The sequence below is a fragment of the Scytonema sp. PRP1 genome (assembly GCF_036697665.2).
In the GTDB taxonomy this organism is placed as follows: domain Bacteria; phylum Cyanobacteriota; class Cyanobacteriia; order Cyanobacteriales; family Nostocaceae; genus Kalymmatonema; species Kalymmatonema gypsitolerans.
The window spans coordinates 1-23,400 of record NZ_JBAHYJ020000106.1; the positions used below are offsets into that span (position 1 = coordinate 1).

Below are 23,400 nucleotides of genomic sequence, written 5' to 3' on the forward strand. Positions count from 1 at the left end.
CAAATCCTAGCTGGTAGTAATATAACTGGTGAATTGAAAACTTGGTGGCCCAGGTGGCAAGCAGCTGTAGACGCCTACTTAGAATTACAAAGTGGTTTACACGAAAATGATGAAAATGGTCGTGTCAGAGAACCGAAGTCGTCTATTCGTTCAGTTGCTGTTTCAGCCGAACTGATACGACTCTCAGATGAAATTTTTCGCCTAAAACAGGAAAAAGAGAAACTCCAGGAGCAGATCCAATTTAAAGACCGCGTGATTGCGATACTAGCCCATGACCTCCGCAATCCCCTGACTGCGGCTTCTATAGCTATAGATACCCTGCAATCTAACTACAATCCTCAAAAAGGTGAATTCGAGCGTCTAACACCAAAGATGACGTTGCATTTATTTAAGCACGCCCGTAACCAAGCCAAGACAATAGACCGTATGATTACTGACCTTTTGCAAGTAGGTCGTGGTAATGAAAGAGAATTTCCCATTCAACCGCAAAAGGTGGATATAGGCAAAGTTTGCCTTGAGGTTCTGGAGGAATTGCGCGATCGCTACATCGCCAAATCCCACAAAATAAAAAAAGATATCCCCAAAGACTTACCCAATGTTTACGCCGATCCAGAACGCATACGCCAAGTGCTGATCAACCTGTTAGATAATGCTATCAAATACACGCCTGAAGGTGGCGACATCAGCGTTTGTGGACTTCACCGCACTAGCCAAAAGGTTCAGTTTAGTATTGGCGATACTGGTCCTGGTATTCCTGAAGAAAACCGCTCGCGCATCTTTGAAAATCACTATCGCCTCGAACGTGATCAAGGTAAAGAAGGTTACGGCATTGGTCTGTGTTTATGCCAGCGCATTATCCAGGCGCACTACGGTCAAATATGGGTAGATACAGCACCCGATGGCGGAGCATGGTTCCACTTTACGTTACCAGTGTATCCAAGTTAGCTAGTTTTTGGATGTGAGTTGTTTCGTTCCCCGGCAAAGCGTGGGAATGCTATCAGTCAGGTGGCTCATATTATCCCTAATTCTTGACTTTGTTTGAGTCAATACTTTTCCTGGCTTCCTGAAAGCCTCAAAGCGGCGATAATTTGAGTATTTGCTTCCGGAAAAGCATACTGATCTAGCTCATCCAAAGTGACCCAACGAATTTCTTCACATTCAATTGGTTGAGGAACACCACCCAGGTAGCGGCAATTATGCACTGTCAGAGTAACGCGCAAGTGGGTATAGGTGTGGTCAATTGTTATCAGATGCTTTCCCACTTCTATCTCTATTCCCAGTTCTTCATTAATTTCCCGTTTAATACACTCCTCGACAGTTTCGCTTGGCTCGACTTTACCTCCAGGGAATTCCCACAAACCCCCCATTGTACCACCGGAACGACGGCGATCAATGAGAATTTGCCCCTTGTCGTTCCAAATCACAGCAACGCCAATAATTTTATGAGGTAGGAGAGTAGTGCTTTCATTCATATAGCAGTCGTATTTGAGTTGTAAATTGCCTCATGAGGGCAGGGAACTCTTAACAGGGAACAGAAATTGTTTATAAATGATTTAGGATTGCTATAGTTAAGAAATAAATTTTCGCCTTATGACAATTTAACTTTTGAAAAAAATCTCATAGGGCAAAAAGAAACGCGCAAGAAAGCCACTGGGTAATCCAGGCATTTGAGACGAGTAAGTTTCAATAGCTTGTTTTTTTCTGTCTTTAACAGAATCAATCGCTAATCGGTAAGCATTACCTATCTCCTCAAAGTTTAGATCAAAAGACAGTGGATGTTGCCAAAGCATCCAAATTGGATACTGTAATAGTTCGACTTGGATTCCTGATGCGGCGATCGCCTCCTGAACCAACTCGTAAGTTGCTTCGTGATCCCCATGAGCGTCTTTTCTATGAGGAACATAAATCTCTTCTGGCATAAAGGACTGTAGCCGTTTAACTAACTCATTTACTATGTATTGGTGTTGGTCATCAGCCAGGTTTTGCAAAGAACCATCTATTTGATTGAGAAAGTGAGTTTCCGAACTTGCAATTCCTAGAATATTTAGGGCATTCGTAGCTTCTTGCTGGCGAATATCTGTGATTGTTTCTGGTGTAATCCAGTCGGGTCTGCCATACCGTCCATCCGTCAGAAAAATGACCTCTACAGGCACTCCTAGTGACCGTTTCAAGGCAATAGTACCACCACAACCTAGAGTTTCATCATCTTGATGGGGAGAAAACACCATTGCTGATTTTTGACTCACTGTTAGTGGCTGACTTTTAAAATACAAAATCCAGCGAGACAGGATGTCTGCACCGATAGAACGAAGCTTAGCTCCGATAATCACTCTTAAGTTACGAAAAATTTGTCTGTTTCCCATGTTCTTCTATGCTTGTCTTTTTTGCGCTAATTAGTGAGAATTTTCTCTACAATATTTCAATATGATTCTTTCAGTGCTAAGTCATACCATTATTCATTCCGTAACCTATCACACAACTGCACTGAGTAAAATATTTTCCAGAAAGTTTTACCTTTCGTGCTACATATGCGAATTTCAAGTTTTAATTCCCAGTTATGATCCAAAAAACCTCTAGCTGTCTCATCGAGACTTTACGCGATCGCCGACAAAGACTCGCCAACCTCATTGATTTTCCGGCAATTCTTTGGTCAGGAAGTAGCAGCCCGCGTAACTTTCCAGCAAATGTCTTTCCGTTCCGTGCAAGCAGTCATTTCCTCTACTTTGCAGGGCTTCCACTGCCGAATGCAGCAATTCGGCTTGCAGCAGGTAAGCTAGAACTCTTCATGGATGATCCCCAACCAGAAAGCGCTCTTTGGCATGGAGAAACGCCTCATCGTGAGGAAATTGCTCAGATGATTGGAGCAGAGGCTGCTAGACCAATGGCAGAATTAGAAATGTGGACAGAAGATGCAGCAACAATTGCCGCACAAGATGCCGCTACTTGGACACAGCAGTCGCAACTGTTGAATAGATGGGTTTTGCCGCAAAAGCCACCGGAAGGAAGTGACTTGGAGTTAGCCAAGGCAATTATCTCGTTACGCCTCATCCACGACGATGGCGCATTAGCCGAACTCCAAAAAGCTGCCGCTGTCACCGTAGAAGCTCACAAAGCTGGCATGGCGGCGACAGCTAGCGCCAAAATTGAAGCAGAAGTCCGTGCGGCGATGGAACGAGTCATTATTGGCAATAATATGGCAACCTCCTACACCAGTATTGTCACAGTTCACGGCGAAGTTCTGCACAACGAGCAATATCATCACGCACTACAACCAGGCGACTTGGTGCTTGCTGATGTTGGCGCTGAAACCGAGATGGGTTGGGCAGCTGATGTTACTCGTACTTGGTCGGTTACTGGTAAATTTTCATCTACCCAAAGACATATTTATGATATTGTACTAGCCGCTCATGATGCTTGCATCGCCAAGATACGCCCTGGAGTGGAGTATGAAGATTTACATTTACTCGCCTGTACTGTGATTGCGGAAGGCTTGGTGAATTTAGGCATTTTACAAGGAAACCCCCAAGATTTAGTGGAAATGGACGCCCACACGCTCTTTTTCCCCCACGGTATCGGTCATTTACTGGGTTTAGATGTCCATGATATGGAAGATTTGGGAGATTTAGCAGGTTATGAAGAGGAACGCACAAGGAGTAACCGTTTTGGTTTAGGCTACTTGCGTTTAAATCGTCCCTTACGTCCGGGAATGTTAGTCACAATTGAGCCAGGATTTTATCAAGTTCCAGCAATTTTAAATGATGCCAATTGGCGTTCCAAATATCAGAATGTTGTTAACTGGGAGCGGTTATCTCAATTTGCCGACGTGCGAGGAATTCGCATTGAAGATGATGTTTTAGTGACAGAACAAGGGAGTGAAGTTTTAACTGCGGCATTGCCGACACAAGCCAGTGCTGTCGAGAATTTAGTCCGTGGTTAGGCAGTACCAAAAAATAAATTATCCATTATGTAGGGGGGCTGACGGCGCACGACAGTTGAGGTTTTACATACAGGACTTGCCGCAGCGCCGTAACCCACCATTGTTTGGCTCACTATCAATTGGAGATTTTTTTAATTGGAAGTCTCTTAAAAAGGACAATGACTTGTCGCTAATAGCTTGGCTTTTAAGCAAATGGTTAATTATCAGTAAAGGTGACTGGGGATTAGGGATTGGGGATTGGGTTATCAAGCATTTATTTTTGTTGAATTTGGCTTCTCACCCATTTACGAAATTCCCTAACCAACTCTAAATAATCTTCCTGCCCAACCTGTTGTAAAAAGTTAGCAATTTCTCGAATGGGTAGATTAGGAAAAGCTAAACTTTGGTTAACAGCTACATATTTATAAGAAGGTTGTAATATATGAATAGTGAAAGAATTGCCGTCATATCGCCAAATCTCAGGGACGCCTATTTCTGCATAAACTTGAAAACGATTCTCTGAACTACTGGTAACGTCAATTTCTACAACTAAATCTGGTGGTGGATCTTGTTGCAAATTGATTCTTTTTTTACTTCTAACCGCATTAATATTTGTAATATAAAAGCATTCATCTGGTTCTGCACCACTTAATTCTGGACGTTTGAAAGTCGTGGAACCAAGGGGATAAATCCTAATGTCTAATTCTTCAGCCAAAGTTTCGACAAATCGTCCGACTACCTTTTTGTAAATTTCATGTTCAGGAGAAGGAGCCATTATTTCCAAATTACCACGATTATACGTGAGCCTTAAGCGACGACTAGCACTAAGTTCAGTGAGCAAAGTTTCATAAGTTTGCCAGCTAATACCTGATAAGTGAATTATTTCTTGAGGTTGAATCAGAGTTTTACTAGTCATATCAATAAATTGACAAATAGAAAATATTTATTACCCTTATTTTCAAGGCTATTTCATTCTATGCACAACCACGCAGAAATAAATTTCACTAGGTTTTAGCCGAATTCGGTTACAGCTGACTGAAAATCAGAATTTTAGCCGATTTTAACCGATTTAAGCTATAAGCTGTGGAACTTGAGTTCCTGGCGAATTGAGGAAGAATGAAATAACCCTGCCCTAACTTTAGTCTAGCAGTGAGGGCGTTAGCGCTTTTCCAGAAACTGTAGAAATTGGGACGATTGTACCAGTTGCTTCTAAATTTTCTATCTACACTCTTATCACCTAACTAGAAGTTCCTAACTTTGGTTGATTTAAAGTTTCCCAGACTACAAGCCATTTTTTCTCCAACTGTGTTGCCTGGTTAATTTTTACACTACTCAAGTTCGCACCATTGAGATTGGCTCTGCTGAGATCAGCGCCTTCCAAATTAGCACCTTCGAGGTTAGCATTCTCTAGGTTGGCATCGCTGAGGTTGGCGTTCTTCAAATTGGCACCACAAAGGTTAGCCCCACAAAGGTTACTACCGCTGAGGTTCGCCTCCTTAAGCTTGGCATCGCTGAGATTGGTTTCTTTGAGGTTGGCACTACTAAGGTTCGCATTGCTGAGTTTGGTGCTATTCATATAGGCACTGCTAAGATTAGCACCCAAAAGCGTGGCTTTACTAAGATTGCCACGCCATAAATAGACACTACTGAGGTTTGCACTGCTAAGGTTTGCACTCCTCAAGTCAGCATTGCTGAGGTTTGCATTACTGAGATTTACATCTTTCAAGTCAGCATTGCTGAGGTTTGCATTACTGAGATTTGCATCTTTCAAGTCAGCATTGCTGAGGTTGGCATTTATCAAATTAGCACTGCTCAGGTTTGCATTCTTCAGGTTGGCATTGCTGAGGTTAGTATCTACTAATCGAGTACCACTGAGGTTACCATCCGATATGCTGGCTCCACTGAGGTTGGCACTACTGAGGTTGCTACCGTTGAGGTAGACAGAGTTGAAATCAACACCTGCTAATTGAGCATTGCTAAGGTTAGCAAGGATGAGGTTCAAACTGTTAATGTCTTGATTGTGAGATTTCAGATTAATAATTTGCTCAAGCAAATCAGATTGACAATTAAGTTCTTTTTCTGCGTCACTCAAGTCTGTGTTGTTAAGAGCTTGAGAAATTGTCAATATTTTTTCAGACTCCTTCTCGACGCGCTGCTGTTCGCTCCAAGCAAAAAATAAAGTACATAAACATAAGTACAAACCAACTACAAACCCTGGTGGTTTACCTTTTGTCAGCAGCAGCATCACGGTAAAACCTGAACCAACCCAAGCCATTGGCTTGACTAACGAAATCACTCTAGTCTTCGCTTCTTGATAGACACTAAATTTTTTACGGTTAGTTAAAGTCATGCTCAATACCTCCCTTGCCTTTGTTGGAATTACTCAAATTTGCTTAAAACTGGCTAGCTATTTAACCTACAAGCAAACGCCATAGAAGAACCTTAAATGTCAATATGCTCAAACCTGGCATACTGTGGTAGACACAAGCCATTTTCAAAGCAGGCAAACATCATGCTCATAAAATGCATTTATCACGCGATGTGCTGCCCGATTAAGTTTAAAATTGTGAAAATATAATTCAGGACGAGTTTTGTTGGTTCGAGCTACCCTGAAGGAAGCGACCAAGAAGAGCATTTCTGCTTAACGCGTCCTGATTTTGATGGTAAATATACCTAATAAATATGTATATTAATATACTAACTTATTTTAGTAAGTATTTTTATATTTTTTGTCTGTCAAACTTTACTGACAGCATAATTTGTGAGCAAAATCTCTTAAGAAACTTAACTACAAGCAGTTAAGCGTGGGATGCACCAACTTTTATGATCCTGAACTGTACAGGGCGTTCAATTGGTAACGCCAACAATATGTTATTGAACCCTTCTTTTGAGCGCTGTAGATGAGCTTCTAACTACAGGTCAACCTAAATATTCTAAAATTTATAATGGTTCAACTGGAACTTTGTCTTTCACTACTTACATTAAAGTATCATTTTTTTCATTATTATAACAATTATAAAAAACTCAAATAAAGTCTAGATATTTACATAAAATAAGAAGTGCATTTGGCTAAAACGAAAAACTTAAATATATTCAGATTTCTATAATGATAAAGTTTGTAGACGCACTTAGGGTAGCTTTCTATAAGGTAAAGCGAAGTATAAAATCTTTCTTTTCCTTGCTCTTTTCTCCTCTAGACTTTCTACACAGTATCCCTTTGCTACAGTGGAAGTTAAAAAACACTAAGCTGTATATAGCGCGTTAAAACTCTGCTGCTAACTACCTGTCACTTAACTCATTATGTTTGAAGCACTAGCTGACCGTTTAGAATCTACCTGGAAGAAACTCCGAGGTCAGGACAAAATTTCCCAATCTAATATTCAAGAAGCTTTGCGGGAAGTGCGTCGCGCCCTATTAGAAGCGGATGTCAATCTCCAGGTAGTTAAAGATTTTGTCACCGAAGTTGAAGCCAAGGCACAGGGATCAGAGGTCATCGCTGGCGTACAACCTGACCAACAGTTCATCAAAATTGTCTACGATGAACTGGTAAAGGTGATGGGGGAAGAAAACGTTCCTTTAGCACAGGTTCAGCAGCCTCCGACAGTTGTGCTAATGGCGGGGTTGCAGGGTACTGGGAAAACAACTGCTACTGCTAAGTTAGCCTTGCATCTACGTAAATTAGAACGTAGCTGCTTGATGGTGGCGACAGACGTGTATCGTCCAGCAGCGATCGACCAACTGGTGACACTAGGTAAGCAAATAGACGTGCCAGTATTTGAGCTAGGATCTGATGCTGACCCGGTTGAAATTGCGCGGCAGGGTGTGGAACGCGGCAGAGCAGAAGGGATTGATACAGTCATTATTGATACTGCGGGTCGCTTGCAAATAGACCAAGATATGATGGCGGAGTTAGCCCGCATCAAAGAAACTGTCCAACCCAATGAAACGCTGTTGGTAGTGGACGCCATGACTGGTCAAGAAGCAGCCAATTTGACCCGCACTTTCCACGAGCAGATTGGCATCACTGGTGCAATTCTCACCAAGTTGGATGGCGATAGCCGAGGTGGAGCAGCACTGTCTGTGCGGCACATTTCAGGAGCACCGATCAAGTTTGTTGGTGTGGGTGAAAAGGTTGAGGCTCTGCAACCGTTTTATCCTGAGCGCATGGCATCGCGGATTTTAGGGATGGGCGATGTTCTGACCTTGGTAGAAAAGGCTCAGGAAGAAATTGACCTTGCCGATGCCCAGAAAATGCAGGAGAAAATCCTGTCAGCGAAGTTCGACTTTACTGACTTTCTTAAGCAAATGCGCCTGCTCAAGAACATGGGTTCGCTCGGAGGAATCATGAAACTGATTCCAGGGATGAACAAGCTGTCAGATGAACAACTCAAGCAAGGAGAAACTCAGCTTAAGCGCTGTGAAGCGATGATTAATTCCATGACCCGCCAAGAACGCACTAACCCCGATTTGTTGGCAAGTTCTCCTAGTCGGCGGCGGCGGATTGCTAATGGAGCTGGCTATAAGGAAGCAGATGTTAGTAAGCTGGTGAGTGACTTCCAAAAAATGCGTAATCTCATGCAGCAAATGGGTCAAGGAAGCTTTCCTGGTATGCCAGGAATGTTCGGTGGTATGGGTAACCCAGGGGCTGCCCTTAACCGTCCAGCTGCCCCTGGTTGGCGGGGTTATAGTGGCGGTGCTACCTCCAAAAAGAAGCCGAAGAAAGACAAAAAGAAGAAAGGCTTCGGTACGCTTTAGTCATAAGTGAGTGCTTAGTTGCAACTAAAAAATAACAACTAACACCTGACACTGTGCAAGTGCTAAAATGCTTATTTTAGCATCACTAGGTTCACCCGCCTACTTAATGGGAGGAGCCTACACAAATAGATAGACTGTTTTTAGAGGAGTAACGTTGCCCTTTGAACTGTCTTCGGGAAGCTTCTATAATGTGACTTCCCCATAAACTTACTTGCAAACGGATTCCACCAAACAGGAGAATGATTTCTTAACCATGATTAAACTGCGCCTGAAGCGATACGGTAAAAAGCGGGAAGCGAGTTACCGTATCATCGCTATCAACAGCCTCGCTCGCCGCGATGGTCGTCCCCTAGAAGAACTGGGTTTTTATAACCCTAGAACTGATGAAGTACGACTGGACGTTCCCGGTATCGTCAAGCGACTACAACAGGGCGCTCAACCGACTGACACAGTGCGTCGCATCCTACAAAAAGCTAATGTCCTTGAACAGGTTAGTGCAAAAGCCTCATCATAAGGTCGGAAAAATATCCGCCACAACCAATCCCGACTACGTTGAACTAGTACGGTTTCTGATACAGCCGTTTTTAGATTCTCCGGAGTCTTTGAGTGTCGATTGTGAAATGTCTGGCACCGGCAAACGCGCTTGGATTCGCATTGCCTTTGATAGCTCAGATAAAGGAAAAGTGTTTGGTCGGGGTGGACGCAATATTCAGGCGATTCGCACTGTGGTTGCCGCAGCAGCTACTGCAGCTGGACAATCAGTGTACTTGGACATCTATGGCAGCACTGCTACTCGAGAGGGCTTGTCTTTTGATGACGAGACAGAAGAGCGATTACCGCCGCCAAAACCCAGAGAAAAACGTGGAAACGGACACAAACCTATTGCTAGATCACGCTTCCACTAGGTTTCAATTAGATTGTTGCCAAGTGAAGTATCAAGTGTGTAGATCCCCAAAAGAAGACTTCCCGTAGGGTAGGGTAGTATAGGTATGAAGTAAAATACGGTGTATTTCAGCCTTTATGCTTCAGCCTTTACCCTATTCTTCATATTTGATACTTCAACCTTGTAGTGCCCGAAGGGGTGAAAAACGAGCAAATTTGGTACGCCGACGTGGCTTGGTTAGTGCAATTGCTGGTTGTAGCGCAAAACCCTAATTCATAAATGGAACACTGCGCTCATCCACAATTGGGCACTACATAGCAATAACATTGTGAACACACGATGCTATATCAATTCTTCTCTCAAATTCATCAAAGAATCTCTGTAAGGAGGTGAAAACAGGGAGTGGCTGAAGTCCGTTTGGGTGAGAATGAGTCGATTGACTCAGCATTAAGGCGTTTTAAAAAGAAAATTCAGAAAGCTGGAATTTTATCAGAGGTCAAGCGCCGGGAAAGATACGAAAAACCCAGCTTGCGTCGTAAGCGCAAAGCAGAAACGGCACGCAAAGGGGGTCGCTATTAAATCAAAGCAATGTCTTTGATTGTGGCGGTTGACTAATGCCAACTAGCTGTTAAAGTTAAGCTTTGAATTTGTTGTAAATCCAACCAAGACAAAGTAGAGAAGTGATTGTGTGCTTCTCTACTTCTCATCAAGAAGTCTTAATTTAGACGCAAATGTTCTCAAGAAAGAAAACAACAAAATTATTTGAATTGTCTAGTTCAAGTAAAGTCTATTGCGTATTTTTATAATTTTGGATTTAGAATTTAGAATTTATGATGGCAGGTAGCTTAACAATTGAACTGCCGGATATTCCAAGTGCGATCGCACTGGCAGGAGAGGGGGAAGAAAATCTTAAAACTCTGGCACGGCAAACAGGAGCAACTCTAGTATTGCGCGGGCAAGAACTATATATTTCTGGCACAGAAAAGCAAATTGACCTAGCTAGTCGATTAGTGCGATCGCTTGAAGACCTTTGGAATAAAGGCAATAGTATCTCTAGCACGGATATATTGACAGCGCGTCAAGCCTTAGACAGCGATCGTGAAGGGGAACTGCAAGATTTACAGCGAGATGTCATCGCTAGAACGCGCAAAGGTGAGGAAATCCGCGCCAAAACCTTCCGCCAGCGACAGTACATCGAAGCCCTAGGCAAGCGTGATCTGACCTTTTGCACCGGTCCTGCTGGTACTGGTAAGACATTCCTAGCAGTTGTCGTCGCTGTACAAGCACTGCTTGCCAACCAATTTGAACGGCTGATTTTAACTCGTCCTGCTGTGGAAGCTGGTGAAAGACTTGGTTTTTTGCCAGGAGACTTGCAGCAGAAAGTTAATCCTTATTTACGTCCACTCTACGACGCCATCAACGAATTCATTGATCCAGAAAAAGTTCCATCATTGATCGAAAGAGGCGTAATTGAAGTGGCTCCTTTAGCGTATATGCGGGGACGTACGCTCAACAACGCTTTCGTCATTGTCGATGAAGCTCAAAACACCACACCAGCTCAAATGAAAATGGTTTTGACTCGTTTGGGTTTCCGTTCTCGTATGGTGATTACGGGTGATATGACGCAAACCGACTTACCACTCAATCAACAATCTGGATTAACAGTGGCTGTACAAATTTTAAAATATGTTGAAGGCATAGCTTTTTGTGAATTTTCCCAAAAAGATGTTGTACGCCATCCTCTCGTTCAGCGCATAGTCGCCGCTTATGAAAAGTACGAAAAATAGTCATTAGTCATGAAACAATGACTAATAGATCTATTGCAAAAGTCTAATTTTTTTGAATGAAAACCAGAGATGGACACAGATGGACACAGATAATTTATCTGTATTTCTCGGCTTCACTCTGTGTGGATATGTGATTTCAAATAGTCAGAAACCCGATTTTTGCAAGAAATCTATTTACGGGGACTAGGGATTAGCCCCTCGACTTCGCTCGGGGCTAACGCCTCGCGAAGCGTTCGACTGAGCGCTCACGCCGAAGTCCGAAACGTTAGGGATTGGGGACTGGGAGGAATTGAGAACGGGGATTACAACAGTCCGCCCTATTCCACAGATTGGGATAAGGAGTTGGGATTGGGGCTCCCAACCCAATCGCTAATCCCCAATCCCAAAGCGCCGATTCGTCCCCACCAAGATAGATGCGATTCGGGGGTTACCTTGGTACGACTCGATGACTAATAACTGATAACTAATAACTCATGACTAAAACACTTAAAGAATTTTTGGAAGCTTGTGAAACCCTGGGAACATTGCGTTTCATAGTGACTAGCAGCGCCGCTGTTTTAGAACCACGCGGTAAGCTAGAAAAGCTGTTTTATGCAGAACTCCCGAAAGGGAAGTACGCGAATATGCACACAGAAGGTTTTGAATTTCACTTGAATATGGATAAAATTACACAGGTGAAATTTGAAACAGGTGAAGCGAAGCGAGGCAACTTTACCACTTATGCCATTCGGTTTTTAGATGACAAACAGGAACCAGCTTTGAGTTTATTTCTACAATGGGGTAAACCAGGAGAATATGAACCTGGACAGGTAGAGGCATGGCATACTCTACAGGAGAAATATGGGGAAGTTTGGGAACCAGCACCAGCAGAAATTTGATGTGAAAATTGACCTTATTCAGATCCCCGACTTCTTTAAGAAGTCGGGGAGCTTGTTGATCTTGTTTTTTCACAAATCATTTAGGAGTGCTCTATTAGCCATTAGCTATTTGACCAGAGAATTGTCCGCGTCTTCTTGGCTTTTACAATTTTGTAAACTCAAATACATCGTAATCACCTCCGCGAAGCACAGATTCGGTGTGTTTACCTTGCAAGCGCTTAGCAGTAACTTCCTCTAGAACACCCCAAACAGCACCGAGCGTATAAGTACATTTACGCTCGGAACCTTGAGGTTCGCCTGCAGAACAAAAGGTTTCTGAAGTGTAAACTTTAATAACATCGCCTTCTGATACAATGCTGTGAATAATACATAAGCGAGTTCCATCTTTACCTAAAGCGAACCCAAGTTTGTAAGCAATATCCTCAAAGGACAAAGATGGCTCTGCCAAACCTAATTCTTGTGCGAGACGTTTACCACGATTACGTCCAGCTGCAATCAAGGCGATCGCAGCTGCCTTTTCACCCAAAGCATCTTCTATCCCAACAACTGCTGACTTAAAACAGACAATACTGCTGAAATCTCCAAGTGTTGGACGTAACATACATTATGCTCCAGTAAATAAAGGTCTTTTGGTGTAGCGAATTTAGATTTTGAATGCGCGGATTTTGAATGTACAATCTCAACTCCAAAACGAGTTAACCTTTAAGCTAACAGGGGTATAATTCTGGCAACAGCACGTTTAATTTCAAGAAACAAGATACCTTGCTTAACAACAGAACTTGCTAAAACCAATAAAACTGCTTCAGCACCACAACTTACCAACACGCCATAGCCTTTCTCACCTTCTACGACAATACGATCAACATTGCCGCGAGCTAACTCACGTCCAATGCGTTCGCCCAAGGAAAGCATAGATGCAGACATAGCAGCAGTACGCTCTTCATCCATTCCACTTGGTAGTACCGAAGCTAACGTCAAACCATCAGGGCTAGCAAGAATTGCCCCTTGAACTTCTGCACTACCAGAGACAAAGTTTTGCAGTTCATCTTGCAACATTGAAATGTTAATCATGACTCTTTCCTGGGGAATTGTTAACAAAATTTGGGATATAGGGTATGGAACTTTGACAATTCAAAATTATTTTTTTGAATTTTAAATGAACGAATTTTTTTACACCTTATCTTTTTCAATCGCTGCCTTTGAAAGCAATGTATAGCGCTTCTCCTTTGGATGAAGTCATTATTTATCTGTGTCCATTTGTGTCCATCTGTGGTTCTTATTTCTTGATGTACTGCACTTAACGCCAGAACCGCTATATAAGCTTTGGACGACATTTATTCAGTGGAGTTTTGGTGAAATTCGGCAATTTCTTGGATGAGAGCAATCAACGCTTGTGTCACCGAAGTTTTACAGGTAGCATTGACAGAAATGATCGGCGATCGCGCCTTTTCATCCACCAGTCCCAAAGCGATCGCCACATCTTCTGCTTCCCATGCATCCGGGCAATCGGTGTGAGTCAGCCCAATCACATATGGTATCTGCATCCGTTGGTTAACAAAGTTGAGAATACGCCGTCCAAAACGTAAATGATCCGGGCGATGTGCATCTACTAGCAGGATGTAGGCATGTGCCTTGGCAATGAGGATATCCCACATAAAGTCAAACCGTAACTGTCCGGGTGTACCATACAGGTGCAGCGATTGATTTGCTGCAATGTTGAGTCGCCCAAAGTCCAAAGCGACTGTGGTTTTCTCCTTCAGTTGTCCGACTTCATCTGTCGCTTTCCTATCGGTATCCACGACATCTATTTCACTGATTGTGCGAATCAAGCTTGTCTTTCCTGCACCTACGCCTCCTGTCACCACTATGCGTAGGATTTCCATTTATACCTCCCCAATGGCACTAGAACCATAGTTACCAAACGCTGCTGGGGAAATAACAAAGCTAATCTCAAGACTAGGGGCTATAACTTTAATAAGTAACTTGGAGCGCTCGAGTGCGGATGATTGTGTTAAATACATCAATTTTTGTCCTCTTCAGGAAATTCGACAGTCATCACTTTTGTGTGTACCAATGCAATTTTTTTTTGTATTGCATTTGTAGATTCCGCACCCTGAAATTTTTATATAGCTATACTGTTGTTTTTAATAAGTAAATAGGTAGAAATAAACAGAACTATGTTAATAAATGTAAAAGCCTCTAAAACCCGCGCCCTAGACCAATGACTAATGACTAATGACTGGGTTAACGAGTTAACTTTATTTGTACCGATCTACTTATTGGATATTTATAGCAATCCGCTTTGATTTTTGAAAAAATTTAAGTATTCTGTAGGGTGGGCAATGCTCAGCAAAACCCAGATATAATCCCGATATAGTGGGCATTGCCCACCCTACGTATATTTCAAAAATCAAATAGGAATCCTATAGTAGACAATATCACATAGAACGTGCGCCAGTGGTAATTAAGCGTCTAAACAAGCCTTCTGTCCAGCCGGTTTCTTGAAGAACAGCAGCTGAAGAAACTTCCACATAAGCTTGCTCAATAAAAGCCAAGTCAATCATACAAATACGGCTGAGCGAATCTTTGAGAGCTTCAGTTTTCCCCTCTGTTTGCAGGCGCTTACCGACTTCGTGGATCACCGTCGCCATTGCTGGAACAACGTGCTGAGGTCCAATCCCAATGCGGACGTGAACTAAACCAATTTTCCAACGGCGATCGGCGTAAGCTGGACCCCACTCATCAATACCTGTAAACATTTCGTGAAACCATTCAGTAAAGGTTTGGCGGAGGCGATGAATGCGAGATTCTCCAGTGTGCAAAATCGCATTCATCTCCTGATCGCGTTCCAGGTAGGCATAAAAGTGGTCAGCCATTTGTGGAGCAATTTCTAACCCCCAGTTTGCATGAGATTTCAGCACAGCTTTGTCTTCATCTGTAAAGCTAGAACGCTTTTCCAGCGCGGACATAAATGCATGTGGTTCTAAAGCCATTATCTAAGTTCTCCTCGTATCAATAAAAATAAGCAACCTTAATTAGAAACCTAAACATTGCTGTACAGGCTCTTCTGTATTCGCAATCAAGCCAAAAGGGGTGTAATTTTCGCAACAGCCCGTTTGATTTCAAGAAACAAAATGCCTTGCTTGACAGCAGAACTTGCTAAAACCAATAAAACTGCCTCAACACCACAACCTACCAATACGCCGTAGCCTTTCTCACCTTCTACAACAATACGGTCAACACTGCCGCGAGCTAACTCGCGTCCAATGCGTTCGCCCAACGAAAGCATCGATGCAGACATAGCGGCAGTACGCTCTTCATCCATTCCAATTGGGAGTACAGAAGCTAATGCTAAACCATCAGGGCTAGCAAGAATTGCCCCTTGAACTTCAGCACTACCAGAGATAAAGTCTTGTAATTCATCTTGTAGCATTGAAACTTTGATCATGATTCTTTCCTCCAAAATTTTTGGTAAAGGTGCTCCAGTATTTTCTGTAGTTGTCACTAAATTCGATATCCAGCGATTCTCGAAAGACTGACATACAACATTCCCAAACTCCTCTTCACTAGGCAAAATGGGGGAATTTTCCGCCTTGTCGTTTGCAGCAAGGGATAAGGGGTGGTGTTCTGGTTCTTCAGTATTTTCCACGTATGTGGGTAACAAAGAATCTTCTTCAAATGATAAATTTGATACCTTTTTAAACTGAGAGAATATTCTTTGAAATACTACTGAAAGTAGCTTCAGGAGTTTCCCAAAAGGCATAGCGGCTAAACAGCTTATCCAATATGGTAGTTTTTATTATTACATTCCTTTTTGTCAAAAAAGTTTCTTGTCCATCTACTTTTTACATTCTTAGTTTGTTCTCAACAGGACAAAAACCCTGATTCCACATAAAAGCCTTCTCAACTGGGAACGCATGAAACCACAGATGTAGACGCGTGATGGCTGCTGCAAAAGAATTAGACTGTACCTCCGGCTTCTAGTAGGTTCCTGTAAACTCTTTCGTAAACGTAGCTTTGTTGGGGGCTACGATTCTCGATTAAGCTTTGCTCTTGAGAAAACCAACCAGATTTTGCAAAAACGAGGTACTTATCTTATGTGGTTCTAGTTGTTTAGATTTTTGGAATTGGGAGACAGAGGAATTAAGTGAGTTAAAATCCATCGGATAATCATTTAGGTTTAGTGTAGAATCTGCTAAGGGAATTTCTTCTACCAAACCCGCAAGCATGAGCCGGAAAGCAGCTTGCTGGATTATTGCTATTGGTTGGTTGAGTTGAGAGGCGATCGCACTTAAAGAAACACTACCATTAGCAAATTCCCACACTTGCCACTCCAAAGGATGCAAGTGAATCTGAGGTTTGTTATTAGTAATACTCGTAATACCAGAACTAGCATCCGGGAGGACATCGGCTAGCACTTTCCAGTCTTTTAAAGCTCTTACAGCCATCAGAGCCACTTCTATCGTTCTCAGGCTTAATCCTGTCATCTCTTTTAAAGGTACGGCTGCTTTGCTATCCAGTTTAAAGACTCCCTTTTGGATTGCAAAAAGCTCTCGAACCTGTTGTAATTGGCTGGCAAATAATAGGTTTAACTGCTCAGCACTTAACACTTCCTGAGTTTTCAGGAGTAACCCAAGGGGTGTTGGTGGCGATGTTTCAGGACAAAGTTGTTCAATCAGTTGCCGGTTTGCCCAGCCCCTTTGTATAATTTTGTAGCTTAAACCTTCACCGTTTAAGCTATTAGTAGCAGCAACAACACGCCCTTGGCGAAACCAAATGTAGTAGTAATGAGATTTAGAACCTGGAGCATGAAGGTCTGGTAAAGTACAGACTGTTAAACAACCAGATTTTCGCCCTTGGTCAATCAGTTGAAACAATTCAGCCAAGGAAAAATCCGTAAAAGAACTAGATAGGCTCATTATGAGTGCAAGAACTATAAAAGAATCAATTCATCCGAACTTGCACCCTGATAAATACTTTTTTTAGAAAGTTTGATATTGTGCTTTAGTCAAAAGCTACTTCATTCACTAGAAGCATAAATACAATTTTCAATTAAGAGAACGAGTAATTCTACCAATAAAAAAACCTTTCTCGTTTTTTGCGTAATATTACTTAAAAAATATTAAAATTATGGTATAAAAAATACTATTTTTTTTTGTTGACTTGTGTTTAACAAAGAGATTGGGTTAAGTATTGAGTTTATAGATGTGTATGTGAAATTTTATGAAAAAATAGCAATACAAGTTTTGATTGAATGAGTTATTACTCAAATAAAAATTCATATTTTGCAACATATATTACTAATGCTTGCTATGAAGGTGATTTGGACTTTTTGCTTGGTTTGTTTATTCCTTCTGTTAAATAGGGAGGCGTTAGCTGGAGAGTTATCTGAGCATTTGCTACATTTTCCCCAATGGGAAAAATTAACTTCCGTGCGACCTGCTGTCGGAGATTTGGTTTATCCTGACTGGATAATGGGTTCTTGGCAAGTGAAAAGTACGCTGGTGGATTTAGTTGCACCCTTAGCCCCCGACATCGTTACACCTGGATTTGAGGGTAATCGTCAGTATCTCAAAGAGCCTATAAGTTTTCCAGTGCGATTTGTGCGAGAAACAACGCCTGAACCTGGATTAAAAATCCTTCCCCAAACAAGTCCCAAATCAGCAGTAGTAGCGGATAGAGCTTTTAATGGCTTGAATTTGGCAAAAGCATATTTAGGCGACACTGTATTATCCGTCAAAGTAGATCCAGATTCTCCCAATCGTCAGATTACGTTTTTACGTGGTGAGCGTCAGCTTGTTTCCATTGTCGCAGCACGCGCTACAGAAAATACACCAGATGGCAAGTTCATTACCACAGAAGTGTTTCAACAACTGTTTAAAGGTGGTGGGCGTCCTTATTTCAACACTGTAGAATCCACCACCGCCTACCGCAAACTTTTGACATCCAATCAAGCTATTGAGGCGGATCAAATCACTGCTGTTTATCTGTCGCCTCAAGATCCAGATTACTTTAAGGCTGGCTCTCGACCAGTCGCACTCTATCGCTATCGCCTGGATTTTCTTCCCATCGACGAGGTTCCAACTACTCCTTAAGAATGATTTACTCGTTGAGATGTTGAATTTTTTGTAGTATAAATGTAGTATAAAATTCCAAGCTAACGCTCTTGACCAGAGTGCATCATGGCAAAATTTAGAGATATTCTCACATACTACGATCGCTATCGAGCGGTCATTATTTTCAGTATTGCTGCAGCTAGCATCTTTGAAATTATTGATTTAATTGTACCTTATGCTACCGGACAGATTTTAAACGTACTTTCTGGACAACCGGTGGATCGTGTTATGGAGAATGCGATCGCCGCAGTTGCCAACATCACCCAACTACCACAAAATCGGTTCCTATCTCTTGCAGTGCTAATGGGTTTAATCTTCCTTGTCACCGTTGTGAGAGCGCCGATTCAAATGTGGTCAGCATGGTGGTATCATTGGTACATTGCTTTACGTAGTCGGCAAGATCACTTCAAAAAAACGGTAGCAAAAATCCTCACCCTACCACTAGAATTTTACGACGAAAATAACCCAGGACGCATTGCCGGAAAAATTTCCAAAGGTATAGAAAACCACACCTGGACTTACCCAGAAGTCGCGGGACAATTGATTCCAAAGCTGTTTAGAGTACTGGGAATTTTTGTAGTTATCTTGTTGATCGAGTGGCGCATCGCTTTACTATTTCTACTTTCGTTCGTGGTTATCCTCAGCTTCACTCTTAAAGATTTGAAGCAGTTGACGGAACAAGAACGACGGCTAGATAAATACATGGAAAATACCCAAAGCCGCAACTCAGAAATTATCACCAACATCAAAACAGTCGAAAGCTTTTGCCACAGAACGACTAGAACTGAAACGGCAAAAACAAAGGTTAAGCCGCGAGTTTAAAGTGGTTGTTTTCCGAATTCATCTTGGTTACATCAAGTTGGGTACTTTAAGAACGGCTGTCATTCAGTTTTGTGTTTTTATGGTGCTAGGTTTGACGCTCGCGGCTACGGTAAAAGGACAAATTTCTCTGGGACATTTCGTAACCACTTTAACTGTTTCCAGCATGGCTTATGCTGAGTTGGAACCAGATCAGCAACCTAGCAGAAATTTTTGCCCGTCGTTATGCGTCAATGCTGGGGTATCACGACTTAATGCAGCAGCCCATTGGGGTAGATGCAGCCAGTTTGGAAAGAGACTACCGAGGCTTACAATTTCACCGGAAAAGTTGAAGTTTTCCCACTGAGTTTTGGGTACGACAGCGATCGCCCAGTTCTTTCTGACATCAATCTGTTAATTGAACCATATCAAACAGTCGCACTGGTTGGACGATCAGGTTCAGGAAAGTCTACTTTAGTGAAATTGCTGTTTCGCTATTTTGAGCCGAATCAGGGGAGTATATTGATTGATGGGCAAGATATTCGGACGTTAAATGTTGGGAATTATCGGCGGCGGTTGGCGATCGTTCACCAAGAGGTAGACGTCTTCAACGGGACTTTGTTGGATAACCTGACATACGGCGATCGACAAGCGAGTTTTCAGCAAGTTGAGGAAGCTTGTAGAATTGCCAGATTAGACGAAGTGATTCGCCAGTTACCCCAAGGTTACTACACAGTTGTCGGTGAGAGGGGTGTCAGGTTATCTGGAGGACAACGACAGCGATTGGGAATTGCTAGGGCGTTATTAGTCAATCCAGATGTCCTGATTTTTGACGAAGCCACATCTAGCTTAGATTACGAGTCTGAGAGATTGATTCAGCTAGCGATGCGTTCAATTTTGGGAACCCGCACCACAATTATCATTGCGCACCGTCTGAGTACAGTACGCGAAGCAGATAAAATTGTGGTTCTGGATCAAGGCAAGATTGTGGAAGTAGGTAGCCACGATGAACTTCTGCGCCACGAGGGAATTTACCGCCGCTTACACTCCTTGCAAGAGACAGGTGAACTCGTAGGCTAGGGTATGAAGTACAGGGTGTAGGTAGGGTACGCGATAGTTTAACTGTCCGCTGTCACCTATTCCCTTTTTTTCTAAAAAAGCTTGCATTTCCAAACGCTTGTGATAAGATAATAAATCGTTGGGTGACAAGGGTCGGTGTCCGAGTGGCTAATGGAGGCGGACTGTAAATCCGCTGGCTTACGCCTACGCTAGTTCGAATCTAGCCCGGCCCACCTCAAATTCGGTACCGAGTGCTGAGTTTTGAGTGACTAAAAAACTAATATAGTGATTTAGCATTCATAACTCAGCATTTAAAAACTAAGTCTGCCCGTGTAGCTCAGTGGTAGAGCACACCCTTGGTAAGGGTGAGGTCACGAGTTCAATCCTCGTCACGGGCTTTTTGAAAATAACGAAAAATCAAAGCTTTCAAGTCATGGGATACTCCAGGATAAAGATTTCTGGGTATCCTATCTTGTTTTTTGGGTATCAAATGGGTATTCTGTTTCTAGAGTACATAAATGAGATACCCAAATATTTGATACCCAAATGCAAGGCAGCCCAAATTTGAAGAAGGCTAGTAAAGGCACTGTAGTTGTAGAGAACTTCCGAGATAGGTTAAGACTTCGTTGGAGAGTTCGTGGAGAGCGATATAGCTTATCTTTAGGGCTAGAAGATACTCAAGAGAATAGAAAGCTGGCTGAAGCTAAAGCAAAGCAGATAGAGTCAGATATTGCTTTTGAGAGGTTTGACGTAACACTGGCAAAATACAAGCCCCAAATTACGACTAAATATGCAAGTGTTCACGAAACTAGACCGACACAGCCAAGGATGACTATCTCTCAACTATTTGCAGCCTTTACAGAGCATAAAACTAAAACTGTATCACCACGAACTATTAAACAGAAGTATGAAGTTGTAAGTAAGTATCTTGCTTCTCACTTCGATCCTAAAAAGTCAGCAGAGTTTGTGACATTGGAGAATGCAGAGGGATTTGTAGAGTATCTTCAGCAATCTATGTCAGCAGCTACTATCAAAATCTATCTGTGCCTGCTGAACGCTTGTTGGGAATGGGGTAGAACTAAGCAAGTAACCCAGTACAATCCTTGGAAAGAATTACAGGAGCAAGTTAAAGTTTCTCCAAAACAACCACCTAAACCATTTAATAAGGACGAAATAAAGGCAATTATAAAAGCATTCCAACAAGATCCTCATTATAATCACTACACAAATTATGTACAATTCCTGTTTTCTACAGGAGTACGTACTGGAGAAGCTATTGGTTTACAGTGGAAGCATATTGCTGATAACTTCTCTCATATTTGGATTGGAGAAAGCCTTACCAGAGGAATACGTAAGTCTACAAAGACGAACAAGGTTCGCACTATTCCTATAAATGCAAAATTAAAGGAATTATTACAATTAATCAAACTAGAGAATGCCCAACCAGATGATTTAGTCTTTCCTAGTCCAGAAGGTAAAGCTATAGATGACCACAATTTCTGTAACCGTGCTTGGAGAAGAGTTCTAGAAAAAGCTGGTGTGGAGTATCGCAAGCCTTATAATACTCGTCATAGCTTCATCTCTCATTGTCTAGAGCAAGGTATGAATCCTGTAACAGTTGCCAGCATTACAGGACATGATGTAGAAACACTTTATGAAAACTACGCTGGTCTAGTAAATTCAAAACTAACGTTACCAGAACTGTTTTAACCACAGCTGTAATGAGGGTCAGTTCTTTTGTTAGTCATGGCTAGCTAGCCTGTATACGTGTAAACGTGTATGTTAGCTAGGTAAATTAAGGGATTCGGTTGTCGGACAAATAAACTAGAACCATATCCTAACAGGATGTGTAGAAGCACAAAGGGTGTGGAATGAAAAGGTTTATACCCTCTTTTGTTTTTGTACCTGCTAGACCAATTATTAACTATGAGTCACTTTTTTAAAAGCAAGCTTAACAATAGTCTCCGGTAATTTGCTGAGGACGGCTTTTAAAAGCAGAGGTTAAATTGAACAAGAGCAAAAAGTCTTTGTAACTATTTATGAGAGAGATATTTGATCTGTTTATCGGCAATTCTCCGCCTAAACGAGGAGATCGCAAGCTACGACAAGGAGACTTTGAGGGGGCAATCCAGGAATACAATCAGGCGTTGTCTCTTGAGCCAAATGATGCTATGTCTTACGGACAGCGAGGTTATGCATTTGCTTTGTTGGGAGACGACAAAAGAGCAATAGAAGATTACAATCAAGCACTGCGTCTAGCTCCATCTGCTGCTGCTGTTTATAGTAACAGAGGCATTTCTCGTGAGGCACTTGGAGATCTAAAAGGAGCTATTGAGGATTACAAGCGGGTGCTGTATATCGATTCTTCAATACCTCAAGCTCATTTCCAACTTGGAGTTGCTTATGTAAAGTTGAAAAATTATGAATATGCAGTTAGAGTCTTAAACCGTGCTATTGCACTCAATTCAGAATATATTTCTGCATACGCTTTTAGAGGTATTGCTTATGCAGGATTAAATAGATATCAAGAGGCTCTTAAAGATAACGATCAGGCAATTCGTCTCGAACCTGATTACGCGAAAGGTTATAAGTTTCGAGGTTTGACTCGTATAGAAATGGAAAGTGATTCAGCAGCTATAGAGGATTTACAAAAAGCTGCTGGGCTCTTTTTTAATCATGGGCAGACTGCGGAACATCAAGAAATGATAGCTTTAATCAAAAAACTTCAGGAAGGTTAAGCTCAAGCTTTTTAGCCACTACCGCGCACACAGCAGTGTTAACCCTTTAAGAAAGTTCTTGTGCTGTTTAAGAATGACCTAGTGGAATTACGTCAAATTTATCAGCCTTCAACCTCAGAGTGAAGCCGTTGATTAGCCCTCAGTTCTCACCGAGGGCTTTAATATCGTTTCAATTTTCCAGCTGAAAACTAGTAGACCTTAATCCCAGAGAATGGTACCCAACTTATCCCAGGTTTTTGCACCAACGATACCATCTACTTTCAAGTCGTTTTCTTCTTGGAAGTTTCTCACCGCCTCATCTGTTTGGTCTTGAAAGTTTGTAGTGGGTGAATCACTGTCAAGGTAATCTAGAGCAATCAAGATATTCTGTAGCAATTTTACACTACTACCAGTATCACCCTTTTTTAGAACTGGCAATTCTTTACTAGTTGTTGGTGCCATAATTCAAATCCTCCATAAATTGTAGTTTG

The 23,400-nt window shown here is 42.1% G+C and carries 22 protein-coding genes, 2 tRNA genes and 2 pseudogenes; 15 read left to right on the forward strand and 11 right to left on the reverse strand.

Annotation, left to right across the window (positions count from 1 at the left end; genetic code table 11):
- A partial coding sequence (locus V5G28_RS27835; RefSeq protein WP_332991801.1) for a histidine kinase occupies positions 1-945 on the forward strand: 945 nt, incomplete at its 5' end.
- Between the two features lie 98 nt (positions 946-1,043).
- Here V5G28_RS27835 and mutT read toward each other — a convergent pair.
- Together mutT and V5G28_RS27845 are read right to left on the reverse strand one after the other, a co-directional pair.
- On the reverse strand, positions 1,044-1,472 hold the full coding sequence (mutT, locus tag V5G28_RS27840) for an 8-oxo-dGTP diphosphatase MutT (RefSeq protein ID WP_332991803.1): 429 nt from the start codon (positions 1,470-1,472) through the stop codon (positions 1,044-1,046).
- 126 nt (positions 1,473-1,598) lie between these two features.
- On the reverse strand, positions 1,599-2,363 hold the full coding sequence (locus V5G28_RS27845) for a PIG-L deacetylase family protein (protein WP_332991805.1): 765 nt from the start codon (positions 2,361-2,363) through the stop codon (positions 1,599-1,601).
- A gap of 194 nt (positions 2,364-2,557) precedes the next feature.
- Here V5G28_RS27845 and V5G28_RS27850 point away from each other — a divergent pair, with 194 nt between their 5' ends.
- Positions 2,558-3,937 carry an aminopeptidase P family protein gene (locus V5G28_RS27850; RefSeq protein ID WP_332991807.1) on the forward strand — a complete coding sequence of 460 codons (1,380 nt, stop codon included), beginning with the start codon at positions 2,558-2,560 and terminating at the stop codon, positions 3,935-3,937.
- Between the two features lie 253 nt (positions 3,938-4,190).
- Here the strand turns inward: V5G28_RS27850 and V5G28_RS27855 are convergent, their stop codons facing one another.
- Together V5G28_RS27855 and V5G28_RS27860 are read right to left on the reverse strand one after the other, a co-directional pair.
- Positions 4,191-4,832: a Uma2 family endonuclease gene (locus tag V5G28_RS27855; RefSeq protein ID WP_332991809.1), complete on the reverse strand. Its 642-nt coding sequence runs from the start codon at positions 4,830-4,832 to the stop codon at positions 4,191-4,193.
- 321 nt (positions 4,833-5,153) lie between these two features.
- Complete coding sequence (locus V5G28_RS27860; RefSeq protein WP_332991811.1) at positions 5,154-6,266, reverse strand: pentapeptide repeat-containing protein; 1,113 nt, start codon at positions 6,264-6,266, stop codon at positions 5,154-5,156.
- A 950-nt stretch (positions 6,267-7,216) separates the two neighbouring features.
- On the opposite strand from V5G28_RS27860, the gene ffh reads away from it, so the two are divergent.
- From ffh to V5G28_RS27895, 7 genes are all read left to right on the forward strand, one after another.
- The gene (ffh, locus tag V5G28_RS27865; protein WP_332991812.1) at positions 7,217-8,671 is read left to right on the forward strand and encodes a signal recognition particle protein; all 1,455 of its coding nucleotides are present in this window, start codon (positions 7,217-7,219) and stop codon (positions 8,669-8,671) included.
- A 253-nt stretch (positions 8,672-8,924) separates the two neighbouring features.
- Positions 8,925-9,185: a 30S ribosomal protein S16 gene (gene rpsP / locus V5G28_RS27870; protein ID WP_096569056.1), complete on the forward strand. Its 261-nt coding sequence runs from the start codon at positions 8,925-8,927 to the stop codon at positions 9,183-9,185.
- The gene (locus tag V5G28_RS27875; protein ID WP_332991815.1) at positions 9,148-9,576 is read left to right on the forward strand and encodes a KH domain-containing protein; all 429 of its coding nucleotides are present in this window, start codon (positions 9,148-9,150) and stop codon (positions 9,574-9,576) included. Before rpsP ends, V5G28_RS27875 begins: the two co-directional genes overlap by 38 nt.
- A gap of 380 nt (positions 9,577-9,956) precedes the next feature.
- The gene (gene rpsU / locus V5G28_RS27880; RefSeq protein ID WP_332991817.1) at positions 9,957-10,133 is read left to right on the forward strand and encodes a 30S ribosomal protein S21; all 177 of its coding nucleotides are present in this window, start codon (positions 9,957-9,959) and stop codon (positions 10,131-10,133) included.
- A 254-nt stretch (positions 10,134-10,387) separates the two neighbouring features.
- Positions 10,388-11,341, forward strand: coding sequence for a PhoH family protein (locus V5G28_RS27885; RefSeq protein ID WP_332992025.1), 954 nt, complete (start codon positions 10,388-10,390; stop codon positions 11,339-11,341).
- Between the two features lie 159 nt (positions 11,342-11,500).
- Positions 11,501-11,794 carry a hypothetical protein gene (locus tag V5G28_RS27890; protein WP_332991819.1) on the forward strand — a complete coding sequence of 98 codons (294 nt, stop codon included), beginning with the start codon at positions 11,501-11,503 and terminating at the stop codon, positions 11,792-11,794.
- Between the two features lie 20 nt (positions 11,795-11,814).
- Complete coding sequence (locus tag V5G28_RS27895; protein WP_069351794.1) at positions 11,815-12,219, forward strand: ChuX/HutX family heme-like substrate-binding protein; 405 nt, start codon at positions 11,815-11,817, stop codon at positions 12,217-12,219.
- A 142-nt stretch (positions 12,220-12,361) separates the two neighbouring features.
- Here the strand turns inward: V5G28_RS27895 and V5G28_RS27900 are convergent, their stop codons facing one another.
- The 6 genes and pseudogenes from V5G28_RS27900 to V5G28_RS27925 all read right to left on the reverse strand — a co-directional run bounded on the left by V5G28_RS27900 (position 12,362) and on the right by V5G28_RS27925 (position 17,138).
- Positions 12,362-12,820, reverse strand: a complete 459-nt coding sequence (locus V5G28_RS27900) for a hydrocarbon-binding protein (protein WP_332991823.1) — start codon at positions 12,818-12,820, stop codon at positions 12,362-12,364.
- Between the two features lie 101 nt (positions 12,821-12,921).
- Positions 12,922-13,293, reverse strand: a pseudogene (locus V5G28_RS27905) (roadblock/LC7 domain-containing protein); the annotation flags it as partial.
- A gap of 260 nt (positions 13,294-13,553) precedes the next feature.
- On the reverse strand, positions 13,554-14,102 hold the full coding sequence (locus V5G28_RS27910) for a GTP-binding protein (RefSeq protein ID WP_332991827.1): 549 nt from the start codon (positions 14,100-14,102) through the stop codon (positions 13,554-13,556).
- 555 nt (positions 14,103-14,657) lie between these two features.
- Positions 14,658-15,212 carry a protoglobin domain-containing protein gene (locus V5G28_RS27915; RefSeq protein WP_332991831.1) on the reverse strand — a complete coding sequence of 185 codons (555 nt, stop codon included), beginning with the start codon at positions 15,210-15,212 and terminating at the stop codon, positions 14,658-14,660.
- Between the two features lie 86 nt (positions 15,213-15,298).
- A complete protein-coding gene (locus tag V5G28_RS27920; protein WP_442994298.1) occupies positions 15,299-15,982 on the reverse strand; it encodes a roadblock/LC7 domain-containing protein in 684 nt (227 codons plus the stop codon).
- 277 nt (positions 15,983-16,259) lie between these two features.
- Positions 16,260-17,138 (reverse strand): DUF4388 domain-containing protein, encoded by an 879-nt coding sequence (locus V5G28_RS27925; protein ID WP_332991835.1) that lies wholly within the window; start codon positions 17,136-17,138, stop codon positions 16,260-16,262.
- A gap of 384 nt (positions 17,139-17,522) precedes the next feature.
- On the opposite strand from V5G28_RS27925, the gene V5G28_RS27930 reads away from it, so the two are divergent.
- The 6 genes and pseudogenes from V5G28_RS27930 (at position 17,523) to V5G28_RS27965 (ending at position 22,930) form a co-directional block, all read left to right on the forward strand.
- Positions 17,523-18,314 carry a DUF6816 family protein gene (locus V5G28_RS27930; protein ID WP_332991837.1) on the forward strand — a complete coding sequence of 264 codons (792 nt, stop codon included), beginning with the start codon at positions 17,523-17,525 and terminating at the stop codon, positions 18,312-18,314.
- Positions 18,315-18,401: 87 nt separating this feature from the next.
- A pseudogene (locus V5G28_RS36890) lies at positions 18,402-20,213 on the forward strand (ABC transporter ATP-binding protein).
- A gap of 129 nt (positions 20,214-20,342) precedes the next feature.
- Positions 20,343-20,425 (forward strand) — tRNA-Tyr (locus tag V5G28_RS27950).
- Between the two features lie 93 nt (positions 20,426-20,518).
- Positions 20,519-20,590, forward strand: a tRNA-Thr gene (locus tag V5G28_RS27955).
- Between the two features lie 148 nt (positions 20,591-20,738).
- A complete protein-coding gene (locus tag V5G28_RS27960) occupies positions 20,739-21,902 on the forward strand; it encodes a tyrosine-type recombinase/integrase (RefSeq protein WP_332991839.1) in 1,164 nt (387 codons plus the stop codon).
- Positions 21,903-22,231: 329 nt separating this feature from the next.
- The gene (locus V5G28_RS27965) at positions 22,232-22,930 is read left to right on the forward strand and encodes a tetratricopeptide repeat protein (protein WP_332991841.1); all 699 of its coding nucleotides are present in this window, start codon (positions 22,232-22,234) and stop codon (positions 22,928-22,930) included.
- A gap of 198 nt (positions 22,931-23,128) precedes the next feature.
- Here the strand turns inward: V5G28_RS27965 and V5G28_RS27970 are convergent, their stop codons facing one another.
- Positions 23,129-23,371 carry a peptidoglycan-binding domain-containing protein gene (locus V5G28_RS27970; protein WP_096569089.1) on the reverse strand — a complete coding sequence of 81 codons (243 nt, stop codon included), beginning with the start codon at positions 23,369-23,371 and terminating at the stop codon, positions 23,129-23,131.
- Positions 23,372-23,400 lie beyond the last annotated feature (29 nt).

What these genes read in the sequence shown, in the direction of transcription:
- mutT (WP_332991803.1), bottom strand. Translation starts at nt 1,472, where the DNA reads ATGAATGAAAGCACTACTCTCCTACCTCATAAAATTATTGGCGTTGCT.
- V5G28_RS27845 (WP_332991805.1), bottom strand. Translation starts at nt 2,363, where the DNA reads ATGGGAAACAGACAAATTTTTCGTAACTTAAGAGTGATTATCGGAGCT.
- V5G28_RS27850 (WP_332991807.1), top strand. Translation starts at nt 2,558, where the DNA reads ATGATCCAAAAAACCTCTAGCTGTCTCATCGAGACTTTACGCGATCGC.
- V5G28_RS27855 (WP_332991809.1), bottom strand. Translation starts at nt 4,832, where the DNA reads ATGACTAGTAAAACTCTGATTCAACCTCAAGAAATAATTCACTTATCA.
- V5G28_RS27860 (WP_332991811.1), bottom strand. Translation starts at nt 6,266, where the DNA reads ATGACTTTAACTAACCGTAAAAAATTTAGTGTCTATCAAGAAGCGAAG.
- ffh (WP_332991812.1), top strand. Translation starts at nt 7,217, where the DNA reads ATGTTTGAAGCACTAGCTGACCGTTTAGAATCTACCTGGAAGAAACTC.
- rpsP (WP_096569056.1), top strand. Translation starts at nt 8,925, where the DNA reads ATGATTAAACTGCGCCTGAAGCGATACGGTAAAAAGCGGGAAGCGAGT.
- V5G28_RS27875 (WP_332991815.1), top strand. Translation starts at nt 9,148, where the DNA reads ATGTCCTTGAACAGGTTAGTGCAAAAGCCTCATCATAAGGTCGGAAAA.
- V5G28_RS27885 (WP_332992025.1), top strand. Translation starts at nt 10,388, where the DNA reads ATGGCAGGTAGCTTAACAATTGAACTGCCGGATATTCCAAGTGCGATC.
- V5G28_RS27895 (WP_069351794.1), top strand. Translation starts at nt 11,815, where the DNA reads ATGACTAAAACACTTAAAGAATTTTTGGAAGCTTGTGAAACCCTGGGA.
- V5G28_RS27900 (WP_332991823.1), bottom strand. Translation starts at nt 12,820, where the DNA reads ATGTTACGTCCAACACTTGGAGATTTCAGCAGTATTGTCTGTTTTAAG.
- V5G28_RS27910 (WP_332991827.1), bottom strand. Translation starts at nt 14,102, where the DNA reads ATGGAAATCCTACGCATAGTGGTGACAGGAGGCGTAGGTGCAGGAAAG.
- V5G28_RS27915 (WP_332991831.1), bottom strand. Translation starts at nt 15,212, where the DNA reads ATGGCTTTAGAACCACATGCATTTATGTCCGCGCTGGAAAAGCGTTCT.
- V5G28_RS27920 (WP_442994298.1), bottom strand. Translation starts at nt 15,982, where the DNA reads ATGCCTTTTGGGAAACTCCTGAAGCTACTTTCAGTAGTATTTCAAAGA.
- V5G28_RS27925 (WP_332991835.1), bottom strand. Translation starts at nt 17,138, where the DNA reads ATGAGCCTATCTAGTTCTTTTACGGATTTTTCCTTGGCTGAATTGTTT.
- V5G28_RS27930 (WP_332991837.1), top strand. Translation starts at nt 17,523, where the DNA reads ATGCTTGCTATGAAGGTGATTTGGACTTTTTGCTTGGTTTGTTTATTC.
- V5G28_RS27960 (WP_332991839.1), top strand. Translation starts at nt 20,739, where the DNA reads ATGCAAGGCAGCCCAAATTTGAAGAAGGCTAGTAAAGGCACTGTAGTT.
- V5G28_RS27965 (WP_332991841.1), top strand. Translation starts at nt 22,232, where the DNA reads ATGAGAGAGATATTTGATCTGTTTATCGGCAATTCTCCGCCTAAACGA.
- V5G28_RS27970 (WP_096569089.1), bottom strand. Translation starts at nt 23,371, where the DNA reads ATGGCACCAACAACTAGTAAAGAATTGCCAGTTCTAAAAAAGGGTGAT.